Source organism: Achromobacter sp. JD417 (assembly GCF_041879325.1).
GTDB lineage: Bacteria > Pseudomonadota > Gammaproteobacteria > Burkholderiales > Burkholderiaceae_B > Achromobacter > Achromobacter mucicolens.
Map to the genome: position 1 here is coordinate 890,346 of NZ_CP087159.1, position 23,289 is coordinate 913,634.

Below are 23,289 nucleotides of genomic sequence, written 5' to 3' on the forward strand. Positions count from 1 at the left end.
CCGCCGCCAGGGCGGCGGCGGGTCCCTTAAAGCCACCACACACTACGCACCCTCCGGGTGCGGTTATCTCTTTGATTTTTTGGGGCTTTCCTCGCGCAGAATTGTTTTCTTTTGTCCTACAACAAACCGCGCTAAAGCGCCAGAGGCCACGCGGGCAGCGGGTTTGCCCGGAATGCAGCCGTATACATTCCGCCGATTCTTGACATTCTCGTCGTCGGGCGCTGGGTGATGAGACAACTATGAGACAGGTGTCAGACACGTGTGAGACAACTATGGGACATGTGTGAGACATCTATGAGACACACATGAGACCACAGTGGGACAACAGTGAGACAAAGTACGCCCCAGGCGACAATCGCAACATGAAATCGACTTGTGCTGTGTCATTTCTTGCGCTTGACCGTGGTTCAGGGCCGCTGCCAGTCGGCCGATTGTCCGAACCTAGTCGCGCGAGGAAACGTGACATTTCGGGCAGGCGGTCATGCCTGTGGTGTCGGATCTGTCCTAAGGGCAGTTTCCGACCGGGAACCGCGAGCGGCCCTTGTCGACTGGCCGATGACGACCCGTTGCAGCCCTTTGGGTCGGCGCCGTCTAACGGCAGCTTTCAAGGGGTTAGTGGTCAGTCCCAGCGGAGTGGCTGCTTGGACATGTCATTGCGCATCCCCTCGAAAGGTGAATGATCTTGGAGAACAAGTGCAGACTGAAAACGAGGCGAAGCGGCACCGCGACGGTCGGAAGGCGACGTCCGGCTCGCTTCCTCAGGCCGCGTCAGGGTGAGGACGGTGCGACACTGAGCAGGTGCGCCCTCATGTCGGAGGAGGTGCTCGGCGGGGAACCGAGGCGCACGGTCAAACGGGGTAACGTTCGCATTGTGTCTCCGATGTTCGGGTATGTGGTCCCTGTGGGACCAGGCTCCACCCAAAAAGCGGACGGCGCTCCTGGGTATTGACCTGCGGAAAGGCCGGCCTCTGCAGCGCTGAAGCGGCGGCTCGCTCGGGGCCGGCCGCCGCGGTCGGGGCTGCAGTCAGCTCTGCTCCCCGTCGCGCATCTCGTGCAGCCTGTAGCGCATTTCGCAGTCGAGATAGTCTTCGGTGTGGATCAGCACTTGATCGGACGCCAGAAGCACCACGCCGTATTGCGGCTGCTCATGTACACCGATGATCTGGCTCTCGTCGCCGTGCAGATCGAGCGCGACCTGATGGTTAGTGCCACGCAGCGTCGAGTAGCCGATGCCTCGAAAGACACCGCAGATCGGGCGGTGGATGTGGCCGAAAAACACCTGCTGGATACGTGCTTCGAAGCCGGCGATGGCGGCCATGAACGGCCCGGTGTCACGCAGCGAGAGGAAGTCCATGCTGCGGATGCCGATCGGGAAGAATGGATGGTGCATGAACAGCAGCACCGGCTTGGCCGTCCCCTCCAGTTGCTCGCGCAACCAGGCTGCGCGACGCTCGCAGAAAACGCCCCAGTGCACGCCCGGCTCGTTGGTGTCGAGGAACACCGCCAGGTGATCGCCGAAGTCCACCGCATACTGCACAAAACCCTCGGGGTCGCGCCCGACGTGCGGGAAGTACTTCTGGAAGATTTGGCGATGATCATGGTTGCCCAGGATCGGGAACACCGGCATGGTGAGCGGCGCCAGGCATTCGCGCAAGTGTTCATACGCGCCGGTGTGGCCGTAATGGGTCAGGTCGCCGGTGATGGTCACGGCCTGGGCGTCGGGCTGGTGAGCCAGAATGTGAGCTACCGCCTGCTGCAGCCGCTGCTTGGGATTGGTGCCATACAGATCGCCAGCGTCGGCGATCAGGTGGGTGTCGGTGAGATGGATGAATTTCATCGCGGCGCTCAGTTCAGCAGCTTCTGCACATCGCGCGTCATGGCGTCCAGCGCGGCGTCGGGCTTGGTGGACTTGTCGAACACGGTCTGCAGATGATCATTGATCACGTCAGTGATCTTCAGGCCGTTTTCGCCCGGGAACGCATACCAGCCGGTCAGCCACGGCAGCTGGCGAACGGCAGTGTATTGGTTCGGATTGGCGTCGTAATAGCCCTTGAGCTTGGCGGGGTCGTCAATCGGCAGGGTGTTGGCGGGGAAATAGCCGGTGCCCTTGGTCATGATGGTGGCCCCTTCGGGGCCGGTGGCGAACTTGATGTATTCCCAGGCAGCCTTCTGGTGCGCCGGGTCTTTAGCAAACATCATGGCCACGTTGCCACCGGCCGGCACGCGAGCGTTATCCCCATAGGTCGGGAAGAACCCCGTCACCATCTTGAACTTGCCGCCGATCTGCTTCTCGATGGTCGACAAGCGTGACGTGGACGATGACAGCACAGCGAGCTTGCCGGTCACAAACAGCTGGGCGGCGTCCTTGTATTTTAAGTTCTGCATGGTGCCGTGCTCGACCATGCGGCCCATCTGCTCGATCGACTCGCGGCCGGTCTGGTCATCGAAGGCCACCTTGGCTTCGCTCGCGTCGAGCATGCTGCCGCCCTTCGAGAACACCATGGCCTGCCAGAGCCAGTTGCCGGTGATTTCCCAGTCGTAGTGCAGGCCATTGGTGCCGGCGTTGGCGGCGCGCGACTTGTCGGCGGCGGCGAGGATGTCGTCCCAGGTTTTGGGCAGCGCGTCGGCCTTCACGCCGGCGCGCTCCAGCAGGTCCATGTTGTAGTAGACGATCGGGGTCGAGAGCGAGAAGCCGATACCCACCTGCTTGCCATTGACTTGGCCGAGCGACATCAGCGCAGGGCTATACCCGCTCTTATCCCAATCCTTCTCGGCCTGGATGAAGGGCGTGAGATCGACCGCGATGTTGCGGTCGACGAACACGCGTTGGCGGTTCAGGCCCTGGTACGACACGTCGGCCAGTTGGCGCGTGACGGCATGCCGCAGCGCCTGTTGCGCGGCGGCCTCGTATTCGGGCGTGGGCGCGCGGAACTTCACGGTGTAGTCGGGAAACTTCTCCGTGAAGCGCTTGGCGATTTCCTCGTGCACCGTGTTGAACATGTCGGGATAGGGGTAGTCGACGATCAGTTCTATCTTGGCGGCCTGGGCGGCATTGCCGATCAGGGCGACGCCGGCCAGCAGGCCGAACAGCAGTTTGAATTGCATGGAGGTTCCTTTAACCTTTGACACCGGTGAGGGTAACGCCCTCGATGAAGCGCTTCTGCGCCGACAGAAAGAACAAGAGCAAGGGCAGGGTGATGATCACCGTGCCTGCCATTAGGGGGCCGAAATCCGTGCCGGCTTCCTCGTTCTTGAAGAACATGGTGCCCAGCGGCGGGGTGGCCAGATCGGTGGTGTTGATTACCAGCAGCGGCCAGAAGTAGTCGTTCCAATGCCACACCACGGAGAAAATCGAGAAGGCGATGAGCGCGGGCATAGCCGCAGGCATCATCACGCGCCACACCAATTCGAACTCGCCCATGCCGTCCAGCCGCGCAGCATGGATCAGGTCGTCGGGTACGCCTATAAAGAACTGGCGCATCAGGAAGATGCCGAAGGCTGAGGCGATGAACGGCAGAATTAACGCTGCGGTGGTGTCGAGCAGGCCGGCGTGATAAAGCAGGATGTAGAGCGGGATCGCGGTGGCCTGGAATGGAATCATCAGCGATAGCAGCACCAGACCCCAGGCCAGGCGCTTTCCACGGAATTTGAGCTTGGCAAAGCAATAGGCGGCCGGCAGCGACACGATGATCTGCAGGATCAGGATCCCGCCGCACACCACGATGCCGTTCCACAGATAGCGCAGCAGTGGCACCTGGGTCAGCGCGCGGGTGTAGTTGTCGACCGCGGCCCACTGCCGCGGCAACAGGTGGAAGCCGTCGCGGAAGATCTCGTCGGCCGGTTTCAGCGATGTCGACAGCATCCAGACGAAGGGCAGCAGATAGACCGCGGCGCCGGCCAGTAGCAGTGTGTGACGCAGCACGCGCCAGGGCAGCCCGGGTTGCATGGGATTTTTCATCAGTGGAGTGTCCGTTTTTCCATGCTGGCCTGCTGCACCAGCGTGAGCACGAAGATGCAGCCGACGAACACCACCACCATGGCCGCCGCATAGCCCATGCGGAAGAAACCGAAGCCCTCGGCGTAGATGGTGTGCAGCAGCACCTCCGTGGATTTGTTGGGGCCGCCCTGGGTCAGCGCGTGTACCGTATCGAACACCTGCAGCGAACGGATACCGCACACCGTGACAACGAACAGCATGGTTGGGCCGAGCATCGGCAGAGTGAGCCGCAGCAGGCGGTCGAGCGGATGGCGCATGCCGTCGAGCAGGCTGGCGTGGCGCAGTTCGGCCGGGATGCTTTTCAGACCGGCCAGGAACATCACCAGCGCCAGGCCCGACATCTGCCAGATGCCGATGGCCGCCAGCGCCGGCAGGGCCAGGTCGTAGTCTTTGAGCCAGTTGCGCGGCTCGGCGCCGAACCAGCCCAGCACGTGGTTGAGAAAGCCCACCGAGGGGTGCATCAGGAACTGCCACACCACCGCCATCGCGATCAGTGTCGAGGCCACCGGCATGAAGAACGCGGTGCGGTAGAAGCCGCGCCAGGAATCATGCGACTCGATTAGGAGCGCCACGGCCAGGCCGATTGCGATCGAGCCAAGCGACACCACCATGAGGTAGTACACGGTGTTGGCGAAGCTCTTGCGGAACGTGGTGTCGTTCCACAGATCGGCGTAATTGCCCAGGCCGATCCAGTTCCAGCTGGCCGCGCCGAACTGCCAGTCGGTGAGCGACATGAGCGCTACCACCACCAGCGGCAGCACCAGCAGCAGCAGGGTCAACACCAGGCTTGGCCCGAGTAGCAGCGTTAGTTGCAAAGGCTTGATGCGCATCCCGGCTCCTAGGCGGCCAGCGACAGCGCGCGCTGGCCGTCAGCGAGACTGTGGCCGTCGGCATCGAACGCATGCCAGGCCGTCAGTGGCACGTACACGCGCAGCACCTCGCCGGTGTGGATGCGGTTGCTGGCGGGCAGCACCACGACGACCTTCTCCGCCCCTGCAGTCTGCAGCGTAACCATGCAGTCGGCCCCGGTGAATTCCACCAACTGCACCGTGCCGCTTACCACCAGGGCATCGCGCATGGGCGCGAGCGTGGCGGCGTGTGGACGGAATGCCATTCGGGTGCTGCGCGTGGGGAAGTGTGGCTCGATGGCCTGTTCCTGCAGCGCAGCGCGGCCGGCGCCGTCGTGGCCCACGGTCAGGAAGTTGATGCGCGGCGCGCCCACGAATGCGGCGACGTCTGCGTGTTGAGGCGCGTGGTAGATCTCCTGCGGCGTGCCCAACTGCAGAATGTGGCCACCCTTCATCACCGCCACGCGATCCGACATGGACATGGCCTCGTGCTGATCGTGCGTGACATAGACGAAGGTCACGCCGAGCTGGTCGTGCAACTGGCGGATTTCGCTGCGTAGCGACTGGCGCAGGTTCGCATCGAGATTGGAGAGTGGTTCGTCGAACAGGAATAGCGAGGGTCGGCGCACCATCGCGCGTGCCAACGCCACGCGCTGGCGCTGGCCGCCAGAGAGCTGGGCTGGCTTACGTGTCCATAGATGGTCGATGCCCAGGATACCGGCCACCTGGCGGCCCTGGTCCTGCGCGTCGCGCACACGGCGGCGCGTACCGGGGATGAGCCAGCGCGCACCGGGCAGGCGCTGGGCGAAGTTGAGTGAGCGCATATAGAGCGGGGTGCAGATGTTGTCGCCCACGCTCATGTGTGGATAGAGCGCGTACGACTGGAACACCATGGCGCAGTCGCGTTCGCTGGGCGACTGCGCCAGGATGTCGGTGTCGCCCTTGCGCAGGGTGCCGCTGTCGGGCATCTCCAGTCCGGCCAGCAGCTTGAGCAGCGTGGACTTGCCACAGCCCGAGGCGCCCAGCAGGGTCAGGAACTCGCCATCGTGGATGGTGAGCGAGAGACGGTCGAGCACTGTCGTGCTGCCATAGGACTTGCTGATCTGGTCAAGGACGAGGTCAGTCATCTTCTGTCTCCAGGACGCGGGTGGGGTGCGACGCGATCCAGTGCTTCAGGTCGCCGGCATGGTCATAGGTGAATACGGCGGGGGCAAGGTCACCGGGCCGGGCATGGTAGCCACCGCGATGGGCGGCGAAATCCACGCGGGCGGCCTGTGCGCAGCGCGCGTCGACCTGCGAGTCCCCCACGAACAGGGCCCGTCCGGAGGGATGGCCGACACGTTCGAGTGTGGCCAGCAGCGGCGCGCCATCGGGCTTGGGCGGCAGACCGTCGTCGAGACAATGGACGTGGCTGAAGTGCGCGCGCCATTCGTGGTGCGCCAGCAGGGTCAGGGTGGAGGCGCGGTCGCGGTTGGTGCACACGGCCAGCGTATGGCCGGCCGCCCGCAGGCCGGCCAGCAGTGCGCCGGTGCCGGCGTAGGGCGTGGCCGTCACCAGCGTGTGATCGAGATAGTGGCGCGACATTGCCGCGAACAGCGCGGGACGCGCCCCGTCTTCAGGGCCGGCCAGTTGCGCGGCGGCGCGTTTGAACATTGGGCCGACGCCCTGGCTCAACGCCAGACGCAGCGCGGTCGGATCGAGACTGGGGGCCGAGGCCGGGGCCACGGCGCGCACGGCCGCCAGCAGGCTGGGCCAAGTATCGAGCAGCGTGCCGTCGAGATCAAAAACGATCGCTGGATAGGGGGTGAAAGTTGTCATGTCCGCTACTTTATTGATCGAATGTGACGCAGATATGAACAAATTCGTTTATAAAAGATCAATATCGATCATTTCATTTTTTAAGGCTCCAGAAATCTCTGTGTGATAGGGTGGCGGCCCCGGCCCGATAACGATCAAATATGCTCAAAGCCGAACGTCAGCAGCGCATCCTCGCGCGTATGCAAGAAACCAACGCCGTGACCGTGCGCGATCTGGCGCAGGCCTTTTCGACCTCGCCCATCACCATCCGGCGCGATCTGCTCGAACTGGGCGACAAAGGCATGCTGGCACGGACCCATGGCGGCGCGGTGGCCTTGCACGAGGTGCTGGCCGAGGGCAATGCGCGCTATGAGATGTACAGCTATGCCGAGCGGCACAATCAGCAGTCGGCCGAGAAGGCCGCGATCGCGGAGTGCGCGGCGCAGTACATCTCCGATGGCGACAGCATCCTGATCAACGCCGGCACCACTGCGCACGCGCTGGCTCAGGCTCTGCGCGGCCACCAGGATCTACACGTCATCACCAACGGGCTTTCCGTGGCCGCGGCGGCCGGGCAGAGCCGAATGGCGTATGTGTATGTGCTGGCTGGCCGGCTCGACACTCGCAAACAGGCCACTATCGAGCGCGCCGACAACGACACGCTGTCGGGCATCCAGATCCGGGAGGCGTTTCTCGGGGTGCACGCGGTGTCCGCCGCCGGCATATTCATGCGCGACAGCGAGGACGGCGCCATGAACCGCGCCTTCATCGCGGCGGCGAGCCGTACCACCGTGATGGCCGACCACACCAAGCTCAACGCGCATGCCAGTTTCCGCGTGGCCGCCTGGCAGCAGGGGCAGCGCCTGATTACCGATCCGGCGGCCGACCTGGAGGTCGTGGCCGCGATCCGCGCCCAGGGCGTGGAAGTGGTGATCAGCGCCTAGGCGGGTAGGGGCGCGGACCCGGTCGAGCTCTCAATGGCGAGTTAAAGCGGACATTCAAAAGGGCAAGTTATACGACCGCTTCTGGCCGGTCGCCGCCCTCCGACGTGCGGCGGGCGACTTCCGAGCCAAAGCAATCATTGCGCTTAGATGCCCAGCTCTAACCCTAGCCGCGGATACCAAGCCATCCGTTCATCCCCACGTAAATGCCTACGGCGATGATCAGTAGGCTGGAGAGATAAGGTGCCCGCTGGGCCACCGCGCTGAACCATGGCGCGCGCTTATTGACCTGACGCACGCTGAGTGCCGCGACGGCTCCAACCGTCACCAGAGTGATGGCCAGCCCGATCGAGAAGCACAGCACCAGCACGGCGCCTAGCGTGAACTCCTTCAACTGAAGACACAACAAGAGAACGGTAATCGCCGCCGGGCACGGAATCAGCCCGCCGGTCAGGCCGAACAAGGCGATCTGCCAGTTGGTCACGTTCCGGTTCGTGAACCGCCGGCGGATGTCGTTGGCATGCGCCAACTGGTGCGCATCCTGGTATCCCTCGCCAGCCACATCCAGCCCTCGCAGTTCTTCATGTAGGTGGTCATGCTGGCGCTCATCCGGTTCCATGAAAGCGACGTCATAGCTGTGAACGTGCCGGCCGTGGCTCAGGGCCAGGCGCGCCATGAACTCGTGTGGTTCGGGAATTTCCTCGAGGGACTCCAGGTAGCCGTCCTTTTGAGCGAAATGGAATTCATGGCGCGTCCCGTCGACCCTTTCGGTCGTCACAGAAAAGTCCTGCGCCCGCCAGTTCCCGCCCCGCACGCTGCTCAGCCTCCAGCGTGGCGGAATGCCGTCCTCGAAGATCTCCAGCGCGACCAGGCCGTGCCCGGTATCGATTTCGTGCCGCTCCGCGCCATGGAAATGGCCCTCATGCCCATGGCCGTGGTCGTGGTGATGATGCCCATGTCCCGCGCCATGCTGCTCGCGCCAGGTGCGCCAGAACATCCATGCCGCGATCAGCACGATGATGACCCCAGACGCCAGCTGGAAATATGGCTCCAGTTCCTCCGCCGCGACCCCGCGCCACAGATACATGCCGCCCAGGCCGATCCCCCACACGATCAGGGTGTGCGAAATGGTCGCGGTGATGCCCAGCAGCACCGCTTGCCACACCGATCCTCGGATCGCGACGATGAACGCCGCCATCATCGTCTTGGAATGGCCGGGCTCTAGCCCGTGCAGCGCGCCCAGCAGAATGGCGCTTGGAATAAACAGCCAGGCGTGCGACGCACCCTGGGCGATCAGATCGGAAAACGACAACATGGATAGTGTTCTTAGAGGTACTTGGTGATTTCTTTGAACTCGTCGATGGCGCGTTGCCTGTCCTCGTCCAGTTCGCCTACCGCATCCTGCAGGCAGTGATCGATATGGTCTTGAATGAGGATCTTCTTGGCCTGGGAGATGGCACGCTCGACGGCATGCAACTGCTGGGCCAGCTCAAGGCAGGGACGGTGTTCTTCCATCATCGATAGAATGCTGCGCAAATGCCCTTCCGCCCGCTTGAGACGTTTGGCCACGGCGTCGTGATGATGGTGAGGGTCGGGTTGGTTCATGTGACGATCATATCCCCCCCGGGGGGATACGAGGCAAGAAGCCACGCTGTCATTCGGGGCAACCAAAAATTCTGTTGTAGCGATCTCTACATGATTGCAGAGATCGCAACGTCTTCTTATTCTGCTCCTCATGGACACCCCGCACGCATCCTCCTGGCTTCTGCTGATCGTCAGCCTGCCCACCGGCGGCGCCACGACGCGCATGCGCATCTGGCGCAGGCTCAAGGCCCTAGGCTGCGCCGCCTTGCGCGACGGCGCCTATCTGCTGCCTGCGCACGCCGAGCAGGCATCCCAGCTGGCCGATCTGGCCGCCGAAACAAACGAGGAAGGCGGCCAGGCCTGGCTGCTGCGGGTCCGGCCCCAGGACAACGAGGAGTCCGCCTCGTTCCAGGCCCTGTTCGACCGCTCGGCCGAGTACGACGCCTGGTTGGCGGAACTGGCCCAGGCGCGCCAGACGCTGGCCGCTTTGAACGCGGCGGAACTCAACCGCCTGTTGCGCCGATACGAACGGAGCTACCAGGCGCTGCGCCGGACCGACTTCTTCCCGGCTGAAACCTCGCTGCGCGCACAGGCGCAGCAGCGCGATTTCGCCAATGCCATCGAATCCCTCCTGTCGCCCGGCGAACCCCATGCGGCCCAGGGAGGCATCGCGCGCCGAGATCCCATGCATTACCGGGGACGCCTCTGGGCGACCCGGCGCCATATCTGGGTAGACCGGGTCGCCTGCGCATGGCTGATCCAGCGCTTCATTGACCCGTCCGCGCGCTTTCTATGGCTGGAGACCCCGGCGGAGTGCCCCGCCGATGCTCTGGGCTTCGATTTCGACGGCGCCACCTTCACGCACGTGGCCGACAGGGTGTCGTTCGAGGTCCTGCTCGCCAGCTTCGGCCTGGACGAAAACCGTGGCCTCGTGCGCCTCGGCGCAATGGTGCATGTGCTGGACGTAGGCGGCGCCGCGGCGCCGGAGGCTGCCGGGTTCGAGGCCATGCTGGCCGGCGCGCGCAAACGCCTGCCCGATGACGACGCATTGCTGGCCGAAGTCGGCGCTGTGCTGGACTCCCTGTACGCCCACTTCTCCAGTGGGCGTAAGGCCTAATCTCTTTTCCGTTCAAGTGAGCAACCATGAGCTCCACTCAAGAATCCGCCAGCGATAGCGCGGAGCCACTCGTCTCGCGACCCGCCTATACCCTTTGGCAACTCGTCTGGTATTTCACCCGGCTGGGGATGCTGGGCTTCGGTGGCCCGGTTGCCCTGGCCGGCTATATGCATCGCGATCTGGTGGACAGGCGAAGCTGGATTACCGACGGCGACTATAAGGAAGGCTTGGCGCTCGCCCAACTCGCGCCTGGCCCTCTGGCCGCGCAGCTCGCGATCTACCTCGGTTACGTGCATTACCGTATCCTCGGCGCCACGCTCGTGGGAATCGCTTTCGTGCTGCCGTCGTTCTTCATGGTCGTGGCTCTGGGATGGGCATACGTGCGTTTCGGCGGCCTGACCTGGATGCAAGCGGTGTTCTACGGCGTGAGTGCCGCCGTGATCGGCATCATTGCTATCAGCGGCTACAAGCTCACTACCAAGAGCGTGGGCAAGGACAAACTGTTGTGGGCCATCTATCTGGCGCTGGCCATCGTCACTGTCATCACCGAATCTGAAATCGCCTGGCTGTTTCTCGCGGCCGGCTTGCTTGTCTGGTTTTGGCGCGCGCCACCCAAGTGGCTAAAGTCCGGACATCTGTCGGTCGCCGCAGCGGTTTCGGTGCCAGCCGGGGCTACGCTGAGCACGCTGGACTGGCCACTGCTCTGGCAGATCGGCGTGTTCTTCGCCAAGGCAGGGGCTTTCGTCTTCGGCTCAGGGCTGGCCATCGTGCCATTCTTATATGGCGGCGTGGTCACCGACTTCCAGTGGCTCAGCGACAAGCAGTTCGTCGATGCTGTAGCGGTAGCCATGATCACGCCCGGCCCCGTGGTCATCACCGTGGGCTTCATCGGATATTTGGTCGCCGGGTTCCCTGGGGCCTGTGTGGCGGCCTTGGCCACTTTTTTGCCTTGTTATCTGTTCACCATCATTCCAGCGCCGTACTTCAAGAAGTACGGAAAGCTGCCCGGTATTCTCGCGTTCGTTGATGGCGTGACGGCCGCGGCGATCGGCGCCATCGCGGGCGCGGTCATCGTTATCGCCCGACGCACGCTCGTCGATGTGCCGACATTGATGTTGGCAATAGCGGCAGTGCTGTTGCTGTTGCGATTCAAGAAACTGTCCGAGCCGATGATCGTTGCTGGCGCGGCGTTGATTGGCTTGGCGGTTTATCCACTGGTGCACTAAGTCCTTTTTTCAGGAGCCCATCATGCAATGGATCACTCGTGAACGGCCTAAGATCGACCGCATCGCCTGCCCGTGGCTAATCGCCCGTTTTATCGACGAAACGCCAGAATTTCTCTACGTGCCGGCAGGCGACGTTCTACGCATTGCCAGGGAAGCCGCCGCGATTCCCTACGACATCCCAGGCGTGGAACTATCGCATGTCGGAGAACGATGCAGCTTCGACGCTTTTCTCGATAAGTACCAGTTGGCAGATAACCCGGCGTTGCAGCAACTGGCCGGAATTGTGCGCGGCGCCGACACTTCGCGCCTAGACCTGACCCCCCAGTCAGGCGGACTGTACGCGCTGTCGCTGGGCTTGTCGCACCTTTACACCGACGACCACGTCATGCTCGGCCATGGCATGGTCATGTACGACGCCCTGTACGCATGGTGTCAGTGGTGCCAAGGAGAAACGCATCAATGGCCGCCGGCGATGCCGACGGCATAAGGCGCGATCCCAGGCTGAGCATCAACACCTTTGGGAGGCGCTCATGCAAAGCATATCTGTTCCCGAACTTGCGCTCTGGCGCAATGCCGAATTTCCCCATACGTTGATAGATGTGCGTCGCAAGCTCAGGCGCAAGGAGGATGGCGTGGCGATTGCCAATGGACAATGGCTCGATCCCGCTTTGTGGCTGGAATGGAAAGACTCCGTATCAGCCACGCAGCCCGTCATCATCTATTGCGCCCACGGTCATGAGCTAAGCCAGGGGCTGGCTGCCACCCTCCGTGCAATGGGCATCGACGCTAGGTACTTGCTCGGAGGCATAGAGGCCTGGCGTTCTGCTGGTCAGAGTGTGGAATTAGTTAAATCTCACGAGCAACCCGCTAGCAAAACATGATCATCTTCTCACTCGGCATTGTCTAGGAGACTCCGGGGAACGTAATGACAGCTATTGGCCGCCATCGGCCGGTCGACAAGGACGGCTAGCCGCCAGAAGCGGTCGCCTACCTGATATATATTCGAGACTTCTAACCAAGTTTGCAAGGTAAGACGTGGAAATCGATATTACCTCTGTTGACGTCCGGCTATTTACACCCGACGACGATATTTCGACTCTCACTTCGTTACTGCACCGAGCATATGCCCAACTCGGTGAAATGGGATGGCAGTTCAAAGCTGTAGATCAGTCCGACGATGTCACGCGGCAGCGCTTGGATGCTGGGGAGTGTTATGTGGCGGTTGCGGGCGGCAACTTGGTGGGGACCGTACTCTACGTTCCTCCGCCACGGACCAGAGGGACACCATGGCTCGATCGGCCCGATGTCGCTAGTCTTCATCAGCTGGGGGTGGACCCCGCTCTACAAGGGTCGGGGCTCGGGACCAGACTGATGAAATACGCCGAAGCTCGGGCGGCAAACTGTGGTGCCAGTGAAATCGCTTTAGATACCGCCGAACCCGCAACGCATTTGCAAGATTGGTACATCTCACGCGGCTACCGGCCGATTGAATTTGCGCAATGGGCACACACTAATTATCGCAGCATCATTATGAGCAAGCCATTGGGCGAATCCGCCTAGACTTTTAGTGCGCGCAATGGACGCGCTGAACGCACGCCGGATGGGGAGAGAACCTTCCCCACTTGGCGACGGTGGGGCGGGAGTGATCGTGCGCCTTTTGCGGCTTCAGGTCGAAAATTGCCTGTCTTCGACGACCACTCCGGGCCAAGAGTGGCCGGCTGCGGGTTTACGCAATAACACTTTTGAGTGTTTATCGCACTTCGTGAGCGGTCGTTCGGGCGATCAGACGGCGAGAAACCTGCGGCCGATTATATTTCTCGCTTTCACTACGCAACGTGATCGCTTGTCCGCAAGAATATAGGCGGCGCTCTTAGCTGGATGCTAGTCGCACCAGGAAACGTGACACTTCGGGCAGCCGGTCATGCCGGTGGCGTCTGTAATTTCCAGAGTGACGTCCTCCTCGCAGCGATAGCAATAGCCTTCCGGCGGTAAAAAGGTGAGGCCTTTGGCTTGGCGGAGCAGTATTTGTGCTCGCTCGGCAGTGCACGCCCGCGCTGCTTCGTCCGGTCGGGTTATCTCGAACAAGTGCATGACCTGGTGCCGCAATTGCAGAAGTGCTTGCAACTGGATCTGCTCCTGCTCAGGTTCACCCAGAGCCAACGATCCGCTGCTCGGATGCCGTTCTAGCTCGACCTGCAAGCGGCCGTACTCTGCATGAGTAATGTCATCGACGCGCAGCAGCACCGCGCCGCATTCCACTGGGTACGGATCCTCGGCCCAGTTCGTGTAGGAGGACTCGCGGACGTGCAGCAGCTGGTCGAAGGTTTCTAAGGCGTCCCTCTCGACTAAATGGATCACGCCCTGGGCCCCCGCCAGCCCGGTACTTTTAATGTGGACAAAGCTTCCCTTGACGGTTAGCGTGAAGAACGGTGTTTGAATAGATTGCATTGTTAATCCTATTTGGTGTGGTGTTCCATCGTGGCAGGCGCTTTGTATGGACGCCAAGGGCGGGTAGCTTCCAATCCGATGTCCAAGGCCGCAGTCTTTTCCTCGAGCCGATCTACGACGCCGGCCAACTCGCTGGCGTCGTTCGTGTAGATCTCCGTATGGTGACGTGCGCGTGAAATAGCCACGTAATAGACGTCACGCTGCGTGGTCCGGCTAAAGCTCTCCGCGTTGATGAGTGCGCGGTCGCATGTGAGGCCCTGGGCGCTATGGCTGGTCGTGGCATATGCGCGATCCAGGTGTAGGGGGCCGGTGGCAGCATCCAGCGTGAGCCTCCGGCCGTTGCCGCCAATGGTGACGGTGGTGGGGGTTACCGCCAGCACCTCGAATCGGCCACCGTTGACAAGGTCAAGCTTGGCGTTGTTCCGTGTCACTCGCACCCAGTCGCCTGCAGACAATTCCGCCTGGACTGGCTCGTATACGGAAAGCTTGGCGGCGCGTGCAGGATTGAACTGCGTGCGCTCTCCTGTGATGACATGTTCGACAACCAGATCATTTGGCTTTCCTGGCGCTACGCCGATGACGCGGTACATCTCGGTCTGGCGTAGGTTGCCCGTCTTGTAGTCGCGTTCCGGTTGGAGGATGTCGCCGGCGACGTAGTACTTCGCCACCCGTCGCTCCGCCTGGGTCGTGTCGCGACGGGTGAGCAGATTGAAGTCGAATCCACGGCCAGACAGGCCCAGCGCCTGGTGCGTTGCCTCGTTCAGTGCATTGCGCGAATCGTTCGTGCCTGTGACGATCAGCGTTTCACGCCTTTCATCCCCGTCGAGCGTGGCGTACTTGGAGGCGATGGCGTCATAGCGGGTGCCGTCGTCATCGATGGAATGGACCGCTTTGAGCTTTCCGTCCAACACGGCGAGGGATGCGGACGCCTTGCCAGCCGCGGCGAGTTCCACCGCCGCCTTCAGTTCTGGCGATTTCTGGCGGATGATGTCCCCCATGAGCGAAGTCTCCATGCCGGCCGCCTGCAGCTGGTGAAACGGTCGGCCCGCTTCAATCGCTTTGGTCTGGCCGGTGTCGCCGAGCATGACCACACGAGCACCGTCGGCCTCGGCCATCTTCATGAGGCGCTCCATGATTCGGGCGGGAACCACGCCGGCTTCGTCGATGACGAGGACCGTCTTCGCGTCCAACTTGAAGCGGTCCTTCTGGCGCGCTTCAAGCACGGAGGCCACTGTACGTGCCTCCATGTTCAGCTCTCGCAGCGCCTCGATCTGCTTGCCGTAAGACGCCACCGCCTGGACGCGATAGCCGGCCGCTTCTGCCGCCTCCTTGACCTGCGCCAGCATGTGCGACTTGCCGGTGCCGGCCAATCCCTGCACGCCGACAAAGCGATGCGGCGTGCTTAGTATCAGGCCGGCCGCCGCGAGCTGCCCAGGCTTGAGCTTTTTGTCAGCCAACGCAGCCTGCGCCGCGTCCACCTGCAGGATCGGGGCGACGGCGTCACGGCCTTCGCGCTCAATCTGCAAAATGCGCTTTTCACGCTCACGCGCGGATTGCGTGGTGTAGCGGGCGCCCGTGGGGACATATTCGCCTCGGGCAATAGACTTGCGGACCTGTTCTTCCGCCTGCCTCTTGGTAGTGCCGCCTTGAACCAACGCGTCAACCATCTCGGAACGATACATTGCGGGCGCATCACGGTCCTTGGCGTGGCGATACTGCAGCGTGCCAAGGATTAGGTGACCCCTATCTAACGATCGTTTGACGGCACCTTTGAGGTCTGCCAGGTTGACGCCCGTGCCGTGGGATCGGCGCAGCGCTGTCTTCAGCAATGCCTTGCCATCCATGACTGACTCGCGCTCCGTGTGGTGTTTGATTGCCCACTTCAAGCATTCGTCGGCCGTCAAGGATTGAGCCTGCGGCGTGCGCTCGGCCGCCTTGCCGGTCGGTGTGTTCGACGGCTCGAATGACACGCCGAGATCCCTGGCCTGCCGCTCCCAGTCGCGCTGCAACTCCTCGCGAGTGAGCTCCGGCGCTTTGTTGTTGCGCGTCTTGAGCGCGATCGTCTGTTTGAGTTTGGGACTTGCGGTAAGACGAGTTGCACCCACCGAAGCCAGTTCGGCATTGATGTCTTGAGAACGCTTCGAATAGGCTTCGATCTGTTCTCGAGAGACGTGCGCAAGTTCAAAGCTCTTGCCCTCATATCGAATGGCGTGCCCGGCGCGTTCCAGCTCGGCGACGAGCTCTGCCGAATAGACTGACTGCACCAGCGAAACGAGCCGGTAGATCTCATCGTTCGAGATCGCGGTCCAGGACCCGTCCGCGCGCTGGGTAATATTCAGAACTAGCGCGTGAGTGTGAAGTTGGGGGTCCGAGTACGCACCGTCCGTCGGGCGGGCAGTCTCGTGGCGAAACTTGGCGATCGCGGCGTTCCCACTGCGCTCCATGGTGGTGACGCCCTTTTCCGTTTGGCGTGCCCGCACCAGCTCCTGCTCAATGAATGCCAGCGCCTTGGTGACCGCCGCGTCATGTGCGGCTACAACAGAAGGGTCCTTGCCGACCAGCGCTTGGATACTGACGCTCTTTGGAGGGGAGAACGTCATGTCAAGCGCGGCCCTGGCTTTGGCATCAAGCCGAACCGATTGAGACAGTGCAACTTCAGATCCGAAGTCACCGCGGAGCGCCCGCAGGAACTCGTCCTGTTGGATGCTGCCAGTGAGGCCAAGGGCCTCTGCAGCTTTTCCCTGCCACTGCGCCGCAGTACCGTCGCGGCTGTAGTAGTCATCCTTCTGGTCTGCGTAGTAGTGCGACGCCTTGTTGGCGGCGCTCCGGTGGATGGTCTTGAGCGAAATCATCGGATGTTCCATGCGAGCGGCCGCCGGCGCTGCCGGCGACCTGGTGTGATGCGCTTACGCCGCGAGAGTCGGATCCTCGGGTAGGTCGACTTGCGACCAGGGTTGAGGGCCGCTGGCAGACGAATTGGTCATACTTTGAGCGCCGCTGCGCCTCGCTTCGACAAAGGGCGCATTGCGAATAGCGAAGGTTGCCGGCTGGAGCTCGAACTTCGAGATCGGCCGGTTGCCCGCGAAGGCAACCCAGCCGGTGAGTTCAGGCAGCGTTTGTACCTGCGCGGCGGTAACGACGCGTTCTGTCGAGCGGACCATGCGTTCGCTCGTGTTCGGCGTCTTTCCAGGGTTTCGGCTATCGGTGTATTCCGGCCGCGCGACCTCATGCTCACCGAGCGACTTGGACATGACTTCTGCTGTTTCAAAGTCCGTCTTGGAGCCGCCGAGCACGACCAGCGAGCGGAAACTTGCGCGTAGCGTCTGGGACATCTTCTCTCCGAAAATGTCGTCCATTTGGGATACCGATTGAAGGCCAGCAAGCGCGCGGCCACCGTTCTTGCGCCCCTTCGTCAAGAAGTCCTCCAAGCTGGCCATCTTCTCCATCGACCCCAGTTCATCGATGACCAGCCACCACCGGCGCGCCTGATCTTCTGGCAGCGAAAGCAGTGCCGAGCAGAAAACGTCAACGAATGCGGAGATGAGAGGCTTCATCGCCTCCTTCATGTCCTCGCGCCACGTGATGTAGAGACTGCCGGTGCCGTGCTCCATCCAGTCACGAATGCTGAACTGTCCAGCAGGCATCGTGACGTGTTCTGCCAGATACTTGGAAAGCACGAAGCGTGCGCTCGTCAGGGCTTTGTTGGCCTCAGATGAGCCGGCAAACAGGGACTCGGCAAGCGTGCCGGAAAGGAAGGCCCGAAGGTCTTTGTCGGAGGCGATCGTGGTCCAACGAAAGAGCTCTTCGATGGACGGGTTTCCTAGTTCGTTCAGCTTGCGGGCAGCCTCACGAAGCAGGAGTCGAGCATAGCCGTTCCACTCTTCCGCGTTAGCGTCTTTGCCCAGCGGAACAATAGACAGCGCTAATCGCTTCCAGTCGTACTCCGCACGCACCTCATTGAAGAATGACCAACCCTCGGTCCGCTGATCATAGGGATTGAGCAGGACGTCGCTCTCCCGCCCGAATTTGCTGTAGAGATCGCCGTTCGGATCGACCACGACAATTCGGTCGCCACGCCGCAGGGCGGAATAGACCAGGTTGCGCAATAGCACCGACTTGCCGCTGCCCGTTGCTCCGTTCAGCAGGATGTGAAGATTCTCGATGCCCGTGGGCATCGGGACGCCGGCCACATCGATCTGCTGGCGGCCGTTTTCGGCGCAAAGCTTCTTCAGCTTCTTGACAGGGACCGCCTCGGTACCGCGAATGTGCTTCTTGTACCCGGCGCCGTCGAAGCCGTCTTTGGTTGAGTACTTCTTGAGCGTGAGCGAAAGTGCGAGTGCCAGGATGAGGGCGATGATGGGCGCGGCGATTAGGGAGGGGTAGTCTGGCGTGGAGACTACCCAGTGTGATAGCACCGTCCAGGTGATGTGGGAGAAGGGGAGGCCGGATAGCACCTTGGCTGTAAAAAGCCAAGCGCAAAGAGGAAGAACTAGAAGGGCGAACTTGATAATTCGCCGGCGTATGTCGGGTGCCATGAAAGTCCTTTCGGAATAGGAATAAGGCGCCTAGGGCGCCATTGAAATAGCGCCCGCAGGGGCTACCGATAAAGCGCGAGCGCCACAAGGGCGCCGCCGATGCCGCTGCCGATGAGCGCGCAGACCGCGCACAGGAGACCAGCTCGCCACGCGGCCGTCGGCAGAGCCCGGGTTGCGACGCGAGTCGCGATTCGGGCTTCGGACGTCGACTTAGCGAGGGTGCGGCTTGCCTCAAGAAGCGAGCGGGCGGCCTGGCCGCCCGCATTGACCGCAGCCTCCATGCCTGCTTGGCGCACAGTGGAGGGCAGCGCTTGCATTGCCTGGGCGATCCCCTCCTGCCGTGCTGTCAGCTGCTCCATCTGCCCTACCAGTTGAGCGCTTTCCTGCAGCATGTCGCGATACAGAAGCTCCATCCTGCTTCGGGGGATGGGGGACGAGGCGGCTGCGCTTTCGGGCTGAATGGCGGTCACAGAGTCCCCTACAGGAAGAGTGCGCCAAACGCCTTGTCCAGCTGCCGATCGACCGGACGCGCAAGCGACTGCAGGGCATGCATGTCGCTGAGGTGACTGACGAGCTTCGCATCGTCACGATCAGCCTGACGCAGCTCCTGGCGGTAGTCGCGCGGGTCGGCGAGAATTTCCTTGATCGTGGTGCGCTTGTTGGCCAGCAGATCGAACACCTCGTTTTCAAAAATCGCCGCTTCCGGATTGGCCTGGAAGTCGCCGGACTTGCGGGCGTAGCCGAAGATAGCTGCGAACTCCTCACGGACATCGGAATCGACCCGATTGAAGAGCACTCGCACGCGGTCGGCCGGCACGCCCATCTCCGAGAGGGCCTGGATCGTTTTGATCGTCTCGCGTTGCGCTTTACCCGAACTGACCACGGGCAGGACGTAGTAATCGATCTCGAGATGCGCCTGGTCGTACTTCACCAGCTCGGCCAGAAAGTCCTCGATGTTGGAGGCGCCGACGTCGACGATGGCGGCTTCTGCCATCAGCAACTTGCGAAAGAGGCGGCCAAATTGCCCGCCGCGCATCTGTTCGACATCCAGCCCAAGATCGGCTGCGCTTTCGTTCGTCGACTCAACGGCGATGATTTCGGCGTCCGGGATGCGGGGCGCCAGCAGGTGGCTCGTCGTGACGGTTTTGCCGACCGAGCCGGAATAATTGACGGTTGCGATTTTCATGGGTGATGCCTATTTTCTTCGGCCGATTTCGGCCAGTTCGTTGAGGTCAATGTGATCTGAGGCTAGGCGAAGCCGAACCAAGTCGGCCTTGCTTTGAATGCCGCCAGGAGCGGGGGTATCGGGGATGCGCGATGGACAAGGCAGACTTGCCTCGGAGCTGGGCGCGGAATGGCGGTCGGGCACGTTGTCGTCGATCTCCAAAGCGACGGACCGCTTGCGCCATCGGTAGAGCGCCTTTCGAAGCGACAGAAGTGTCACGGGCAAATCAGCGTTGATCAGGGATTCAACGATCTTGGCGTGGGGGACTCCCTGTCTGACGAGTCGGTCTATCAACGGAAGTAGCGCGCGAAACCGCGCGCGCTGGTCGGTGGCATTCAACGCGTTTAGCTGCTGAACGATCTCGCCTTTGTTGGCCGCCGGGGCGTGATTCTGTTGCATGGAGAGGCGTTTCCCAGGTTCGGTGAGTTGCGCGGACGCCGGGTTACCGCTCGAGGGCGGCCGAAATTTTCTCCGCACCTGCCTTCTGCCACGCGGTGGCTTCGAGCGCGAGGGATTCCACCTCGCGCACCAGGCCAACTTTGCCGCACGGGTAGCTGATGTCCACCTCTCTGCCTACGAATCGAAGCGGATCGGGTACGCTCATCCTGCCTGCGTCGTGCGAGATGGCAGTGCCGTTCGACACGAGCTGATAAACCTTGCTGCCCTGCACATCAAGAATGGCACCCCGATACGTCGCGCCGACTTCAGCCGGTTTCACTTCGGCCGGTGTCGAACCACGCCACAGAGTTTCGCCAATCACGAGCGTCAAATCCTCGCTGGCGCCGTGTCGCTGCAGCTCATCAATGGCCTCCGCTATAGGCATGATGTCGTAGGTGGTTTGTTCGAAGTCGCTCACGTGGTGCCATAGTTGTGTCTTGAGAAGCGCTTGGCCTTGCGTGTCGACCGCCAGTAAGGTGACCTTCTCGACCGCGTTCTCGTCTAGCGGCGACGGGTTTAAGAAGTCTTTCCGAACCACCGGCGTGGGCACGGTTTCTCGCATGACCGGGTGGTCTTCGAGATTTCGGAAGTCATCGAAAACGCCTGCGTCGATATCGCTTACCGACTTTCCGTCCCATAGCCGTAGCTTCGCTTCGGCTTCGCGCTCGAGCGCAGAGAGATGTTGCTCATAGGAATCGGCGGGGTCTACGTCCATCTGATCGGCTGCGTGGCTGACTTCGCCAGGTTGAGGCGTTGAGGGCACGTGAACGAATCGCTCGCCGGTGCTGACGATGGAGATGTCGACCGGCTTGCGTTCGCCGTCGGCGGAAAGAGCTCGCGGGCCGTTCGAAACGGGCGCGCGATCGGGTTGGGCGGAGCGAAACAACGCTTGGAATTTGGCTTTCAGGTCGGAGATTTTCATGAGATTTCCTCGTGAGGTGAAGGTGCGTAGCGCTCCAGGCTGAGCACCGGCGTGCGGTTGAGTTGACGTGAGCGGTGGCGCCCCTCGTGCTGCAGAACCGGGGTTGAAGGAGGGGGAGCCGCGCCCGTGGGCGGGCGCGGGGGAACCGTTGCGGTTCCCCGGGGGGTCGGAAGCGCGGACGCCGCTAGGCGGCCGGCCAGGGGGGCAGCAGCCCCCGCGCTTTTGGGGCCTTCCGATCCCCACCCGGCGGGATGCCCGCCGGGAAGGGGACGGACCTTTTTCTGGGGTATGCAGGCAGCGCAGCCATGGAGGTCAGCAGCGGTGGCGCGGCATTGGAGGCGTTCGGCAGACAGGTCGTGGCGCTAAGGGCGGGGCGAGGCCAGCGGCCCGCAACGCCCTGGGGGGCTGCCTTTCCCCCGCCTGGCGGCGCATCGCGCCGGCGGAGAGGGGGACTGAAGCTATGGGTTCAGGCCGGCGCCGCAGGCGTCGGGGCGGAGGGAGCGCAGCGATCGGAGGGTAGGCGGATCGGCGTTCGCGATGAGCCAGCGCCTCGCGCGCGACTCTCTCTAAAACCTATAAAACCTATATATACCTATTGGGTACCGTTTTCGGTACTGGCAAAAAGCCGTTTTCGGTACTGGCGAAAGCAGAAACTGGGACGGGCAAAAAGTACTTTTCGGGCTAGGCCCAAAATTGGGACTGGTCCCGATACTGGGCCAGGCTGTGGACAATTTCTAATGGGACGGCACGAGCCCAGCGGCCTGGAACACGCGCGCCTTGAAATGGGGAGGTGGCTCGTTCGGGGCCTGTTCCACGCCCAGCTTCTTGCCCGTGGCCACGATGCCGGTCCAACTGTTCTGCCACGCCGCGCCGGCGGCTTCGCCGGGCTCGCGCTCTCGGAAAACCCAAAGCCGCCACGACTCGAACCAATCGGGCGACGTGCCCAGCTCGCCGGGCCTGGATCTCATGTAGGCGCTGAATGTGGCGGCCATGGCGTCGATCTTCTCGTGCGTCCAGAGCGGCCGCTGTTCCTGCGTCCAGCTTCGCCATCGCTCCGGCAGTGTCCAGGTCACCGGGAGCCTGGTGGCACCGGCGCCGGCACCGCGCGCTTCGGGCTGGCGCCTTCGGCCTTTTTTCCGGGAGGCCTTCGCCGCCTTGCCGGTGGCTGCATACGTCGCGGGAGCGGAATTCCGAGAACTGTCGTGGGTGGGGCTGGAGTCGCCTGCTGAGGTCATGACGCCCTCTCTGGGCAACCCCTCGGACATGCCGTCAATACCGGCTCCATCCCGATCGCCCGGCTGCCGTTGGTCCAACGGTGGCGGGTTGTCGACTGGCGGCGCGGCCGCGGGGGCATCGTCTCCCTCGTCCTGCAGGCCCAAGTCTTGCTGCGCCGCCTGAGCCTCGCCGCCGGCGACAGCACCGGTGGCCGCTAGATCGATCAGCGGGACCGCATTCGGGCACAAGCGATAGATGATGCTGCTGCGATTGTCGCCCGCACGCCGCCCGGTGTCCTGTATCGCGCCCAGTTCGCGAAGCCGACCAAGCGCCTCGATGACCGTCTTGCGATTCAGATGCGTGACCTTGGCCAGGTAGTCGATTGATGCGAAAACGGTCCAATGCTCGGCATCGTACCGGACGAGCTGCGCCAAGTTGAGCAACACGAGCTTGGATGAGGATTTCTGGACGTCGGCCATTCTGGCCCATTTGGATGCTTCGACGCTCATGTTCGTCCCTTGCGTTGCTTCGAGGTTTTGCCGGGTAATGGATGGTGCGGGTACAGCTTGCCGATCACGAGTCAGCCTCCAGAGATTCAGCAATGGAACGACGTGCACGCAGGGGCAGGCCGTGTGCTTCGTAGAACTCGCGGCGGGCCATCAGCCACGCTTTGTAGGGCCAGGCACGGCGCTCGCCCCAGGGGTACGCGTCCTTGATGGCCTGGTGGGTTTGTTCGGCGCTGAGGCCTTCGGCGCGGCAGCGGTCGAAGACGCTTTGCATGATCTTGTAGGCCATGCGGGTGCGTGCTTCCTGCGCGCCGCGTTTGCGGTTCGCTCGGGTCATGGAAGTCTCCGGGTGAAATTGGCGTCGGGGCGGTGTGAATGGTCCGCCGACGGCAGCGCAAGCCCGGACTTGGCCGGGCGCGCTGGGATTACGAAACAGAGAGGACAGAGTGCGCGCTGGCCGCCTTCGCTGGCGCGCTCGCTCGGATGGCGC

General features: G+C 62.3%; 23 protein-coding genes. 6 read left to right on the forward strand and 17 right to left on the reverse strand.

Annotated elements, in window-relative coordinates; genetic code table 11:
* Positions 1–1,024: 1,024 nt before the first annotated feature.
* Genes LN047_RS04075 through LN047_RS04100 form a run of 6 tightly spaced genes read right to left on the reverse strand, consistent with a single transcriptional unit; the run spans position 1,025 to position 6,663 of the window.
* Positions 1,025–1,837, reverse strand: a complete 813-nt coding sequence (locus LN047_RS04075) for a phosphodiesterase (protein WP_035199189.1) — start codon at positions 1,835–1,837, stop codon at positions 1,025–1,027.
* Between the two features lie 8 nt (positions 1,838–1,845).
* On the reverse strand, positions 1,846–3,105 hold the full coding sequence (locus LN047_RS04080; protein ID WP_026382205.1) for an ABC transporter substrate-binding protein: 1,260 nt from the start codon (positions 3,103–3,105) through the stop codon (positions 1,846–1,848).
* A 10-nt stretch (positions 3,106–3,115) separates the two neighbouring features.
* Complete coding sequence (locus tag LN047_RS04085; protein ID WP_026382206.1) at positions 3,116–3,958, reverse strand: carbohydrate ABC transporter permease; 843 nt, start codon at positions 3,956–3,958, stop codon at positions 3,116–3,118.
* Positions 3,958–4,827, reverse strand: coding sequence for a carbohydrate ABC transporter permease (locus tag LN047_RS04090; protein WP_026382207.1), 870 nt, complete (start codon positions 4,825–4,827; stop codon positions 3,958–3,960). Before LN047_RS04090 ends, LN047_RS04085 begins: the two co-directional genes overlap by 1 nt.
* 8 nt (positions 4,828–4,835) lie before the next feature.
* Positions 4,836–5,972 (reverse strand): ABC transporter ATP-binding protein, encoded by a 1,137-nt coding sequence (locus LN047_RS04095; protein WP_026382208.1) that lies wholly within the window; start codon positions 5,970–5,972, stop codon positions 4,836–4,838.
* The gene (locus LN047_RS04100) at positions 5,965–6,663 is read right to left on the reverse strand and encodes an HAD family hydrolase (protein ID WP_051428994.1); all 699 of its coding nucleotides are present in this window, start codon (positions 6,661–6,663) and stop codon (positions 5,965–5,967) included. Before LN047_RS04100 ends, LN047_RS04095 begins: the two co-directional genes overlap by 8 nt.
* 140 nt (positions 6,664–6,803) lie before the next feature.
* On the opposite strand from LN047_RS04100, the gene LN047_RS04105 reads away from it, so the two are divergent.
* On the forward strand, positions 6,804–7,586 hold the full coding sequence (locus tag LN047_RS04105; RefSeq protein ID WP_026382209.1) for a DeoR/GlpR family DNA-binding transcription regulator: 783 nt from the start codon (positions 6,804–6,806) through the stop codon (positions 7,584–7,586).
* Positions 7,587–7,749: 163 nt separating this feature from the next.
* On the opposite strand, the gene LN047_RS04110 is transcribed toward LN047_RS04105, so the two are convergent.
* Together LN047_RS04110 and LN047_RS04115 are read right to left on the reverse strand one after the other, a co-directional pair.
* Positions 7,750–8,898, reverse strand: a complete 1,149-nt coding sequence (locus LN047_RS04110) for a nickel/cobalt efflux transporter (RefSeq protein WP_152383433.1) — start codon at positions 8,896–8,898, stop codon at positions 7,750–7,752.
* Between the two features lie 11 nt (positions 8,899–8,909).
* A complete protein-coding gene (locus LN047_RS04115) occupies positions 8,910–9,188 on the reverse strand; it encodes a metal-sensing transcriptional repressor (RefSeq protein WP_152383434.1) in 279 nt (92 codons plus the stop codon).
* A 130-nt stretch (positions 9,189–9,318) separates the two neighbouring features.
* Between LN047_RS04115 and LN047_RS04120 the strand changes: the two genes are divergently transcribed.
* From LN047_RS04120 to LN047_RS04140, 5 genes are all read left to right on the forward strand, one after another.
* Positions 9,319–10,284 (forward strand): chromate resistance protein ChrB domain-containing protein, encoded by a 966-nt coding sequence (locus tag LN047_RS04120; protein ID WP_152383435.1) that lies wholly within the window; start codon positions 9,319–9,321, stop codon positions 10,282–10,284.
* 26 nt (positions 10,285–10,310) lie between these two features.
* A complete protein-coding gene (locus LN047_RS04125) occupies positions 10,311–11,510 on the forward strand; it encodes a chromate transporter (RefSeq protein ID WP_152383436.1) in 1,200 nt (399 codons plus the stop codon).
* Positions 11,511–11,532: 22 nt separating this feature from the next.
* A complete protein-coding gene (locus LN047_RS04130; RefSeq protein WP_043210744.1) occupies positions 11,533–11,997 on the forward strand; it encodes a chromate resistance protein ChrB domain-containing protein in 465 nt (154 codons plus the stop codon).
* Between the two features lie 43 nt (positions 11,998–12,040).
* Positions 12,041–12,391: a rhodanese-like domain-containing protein gene (locus tag LN047_RS04135; RefSeq protein WP_152383437.1), complete on the forward strand. Its 351-nt coding sequence runs from the start codon at positions 12,041–12,043 to the stop codon at positions 12,389–12,391.
* Positions 12,392–12,650: 259 nt separating this feature from the next.
* A complete protein-coding gene (locus tag LN047_RS04140) occupies positions 12,651–13,070 on the forward strand; it encodes a GNAT family N-acetyltransferase (RefSeq protein WP_227741372.1) in 420 nt (139 codons plus the stop codon).
* Positions 13,071–13,391: 321 nt separating this feature from the next.
* On the opposite strand, the gene LN047_RS04145 is transcribed toward LN047_RS04140, so the two are convergent.
* The 9 genes from LN047_RS04145 to LN047_RS04185 form a co-directional block, all read right to left on the reverse strand.
* The gene (locus tag LN047_RS04145; protein WP_152383438.1) at positions 13,392–13,958 is read right to left on the reverse strand and encodes a hypothetical protein; all 567 of its coding nucleotides are present in this window, start codon (positions 13,956–13,958) and stop codon (positions 13,392–13,394) included.
* 8 nt (positions 13,959–13,966) lie between these two features.
* Positions 13,967–16,810: a MobF family relaxase gene (mobF, locus tag LN047_RS04150; RefSeq protein WP_152383439.1), complete on the reverse strand. Its 2,844-nt coding sequence runs from the start codon at positions 16,808–16,810 to the stop codon at positions 13,967–13,969.
* Between the two features lie 54 nt (positions 16,811–16,864).
* A complete protein-coding gene (locus LN047_RS04155) occupies positions 16,865–18,493 on the reverse strand; it encodes a type IV secretion system DNA-binding domain-containing protein (protein ID WP_152383440.1) in 1,629 nt (542 codons plus the stop codon).
* Between the two features lie 62 nt (positions 18,494–18,555).
* Positions 18,556–18,906, reverse strand: coding sequence for a hypothetical protein (locus tag LN047_RS04160; protein ID WP_152383441.1), 351 nt, complete (start codon positions 18,904–18,906; stop codon positions 18,556–18,558).
* Positions 18,907–18,971: 65 nt separating this feature from the next.
* A complete protein-coding gene (gene stbB / locus LN047_RS04165; RefSeq protein ID WP_152383442.1) occupies positions 18,972–19,679 on the reverse strand; it encodes a StbB family protein in 708 nt (235 codons plus the stop codon).
* 9 nt (positions 19,680–19,688) lie between these two features.
* Positions 19,689–20,117 (reverse strand): hypothetical protein, encoded by a 429-nt coding sequence (locus LN047_RS04170; RefSeq protein WP_175157251.1) that lies wholly within the window; start codon positions 20,115–20,117, stop codon positions 19,689–19,691.
* Positions 20,118–20,160: 43 nt separating this feature from the next.
* Entirely contained in the window at positions 20,161–21,078 is a 918-nt protein-coding gene (locus LN047_RS04175; protein WP_152383444.1) for a hypothetical protein, read from the reverse strand.
* Positions 21,079–21,812: 734 nt separating this feature from the next.
* On the reverse strand, positions 21,813–22,802 hold the full coding sequence (locus tag LN047_RS04180) for a helix-turn-helix domain-containing protein (RefSeq protein ID WP_175157250.1): 990 nt from the start codon (positions 22,800–22,802) through the stop codon (positions 21,813–21,815).
* Positions 22,803–22,866: 64 nt separating this feature from the next.
* A complete protein-coding gene (locus tag LN047_RS04185) occupies positions 22,867–23,136 on the reverse strand; it encodes a hypothetical protein (protein WP_152383446.1) in 270 nt (89 codons plus the stop codon).
* Positions 23,137–23,289: the final 153 nt, after the last annotated feature.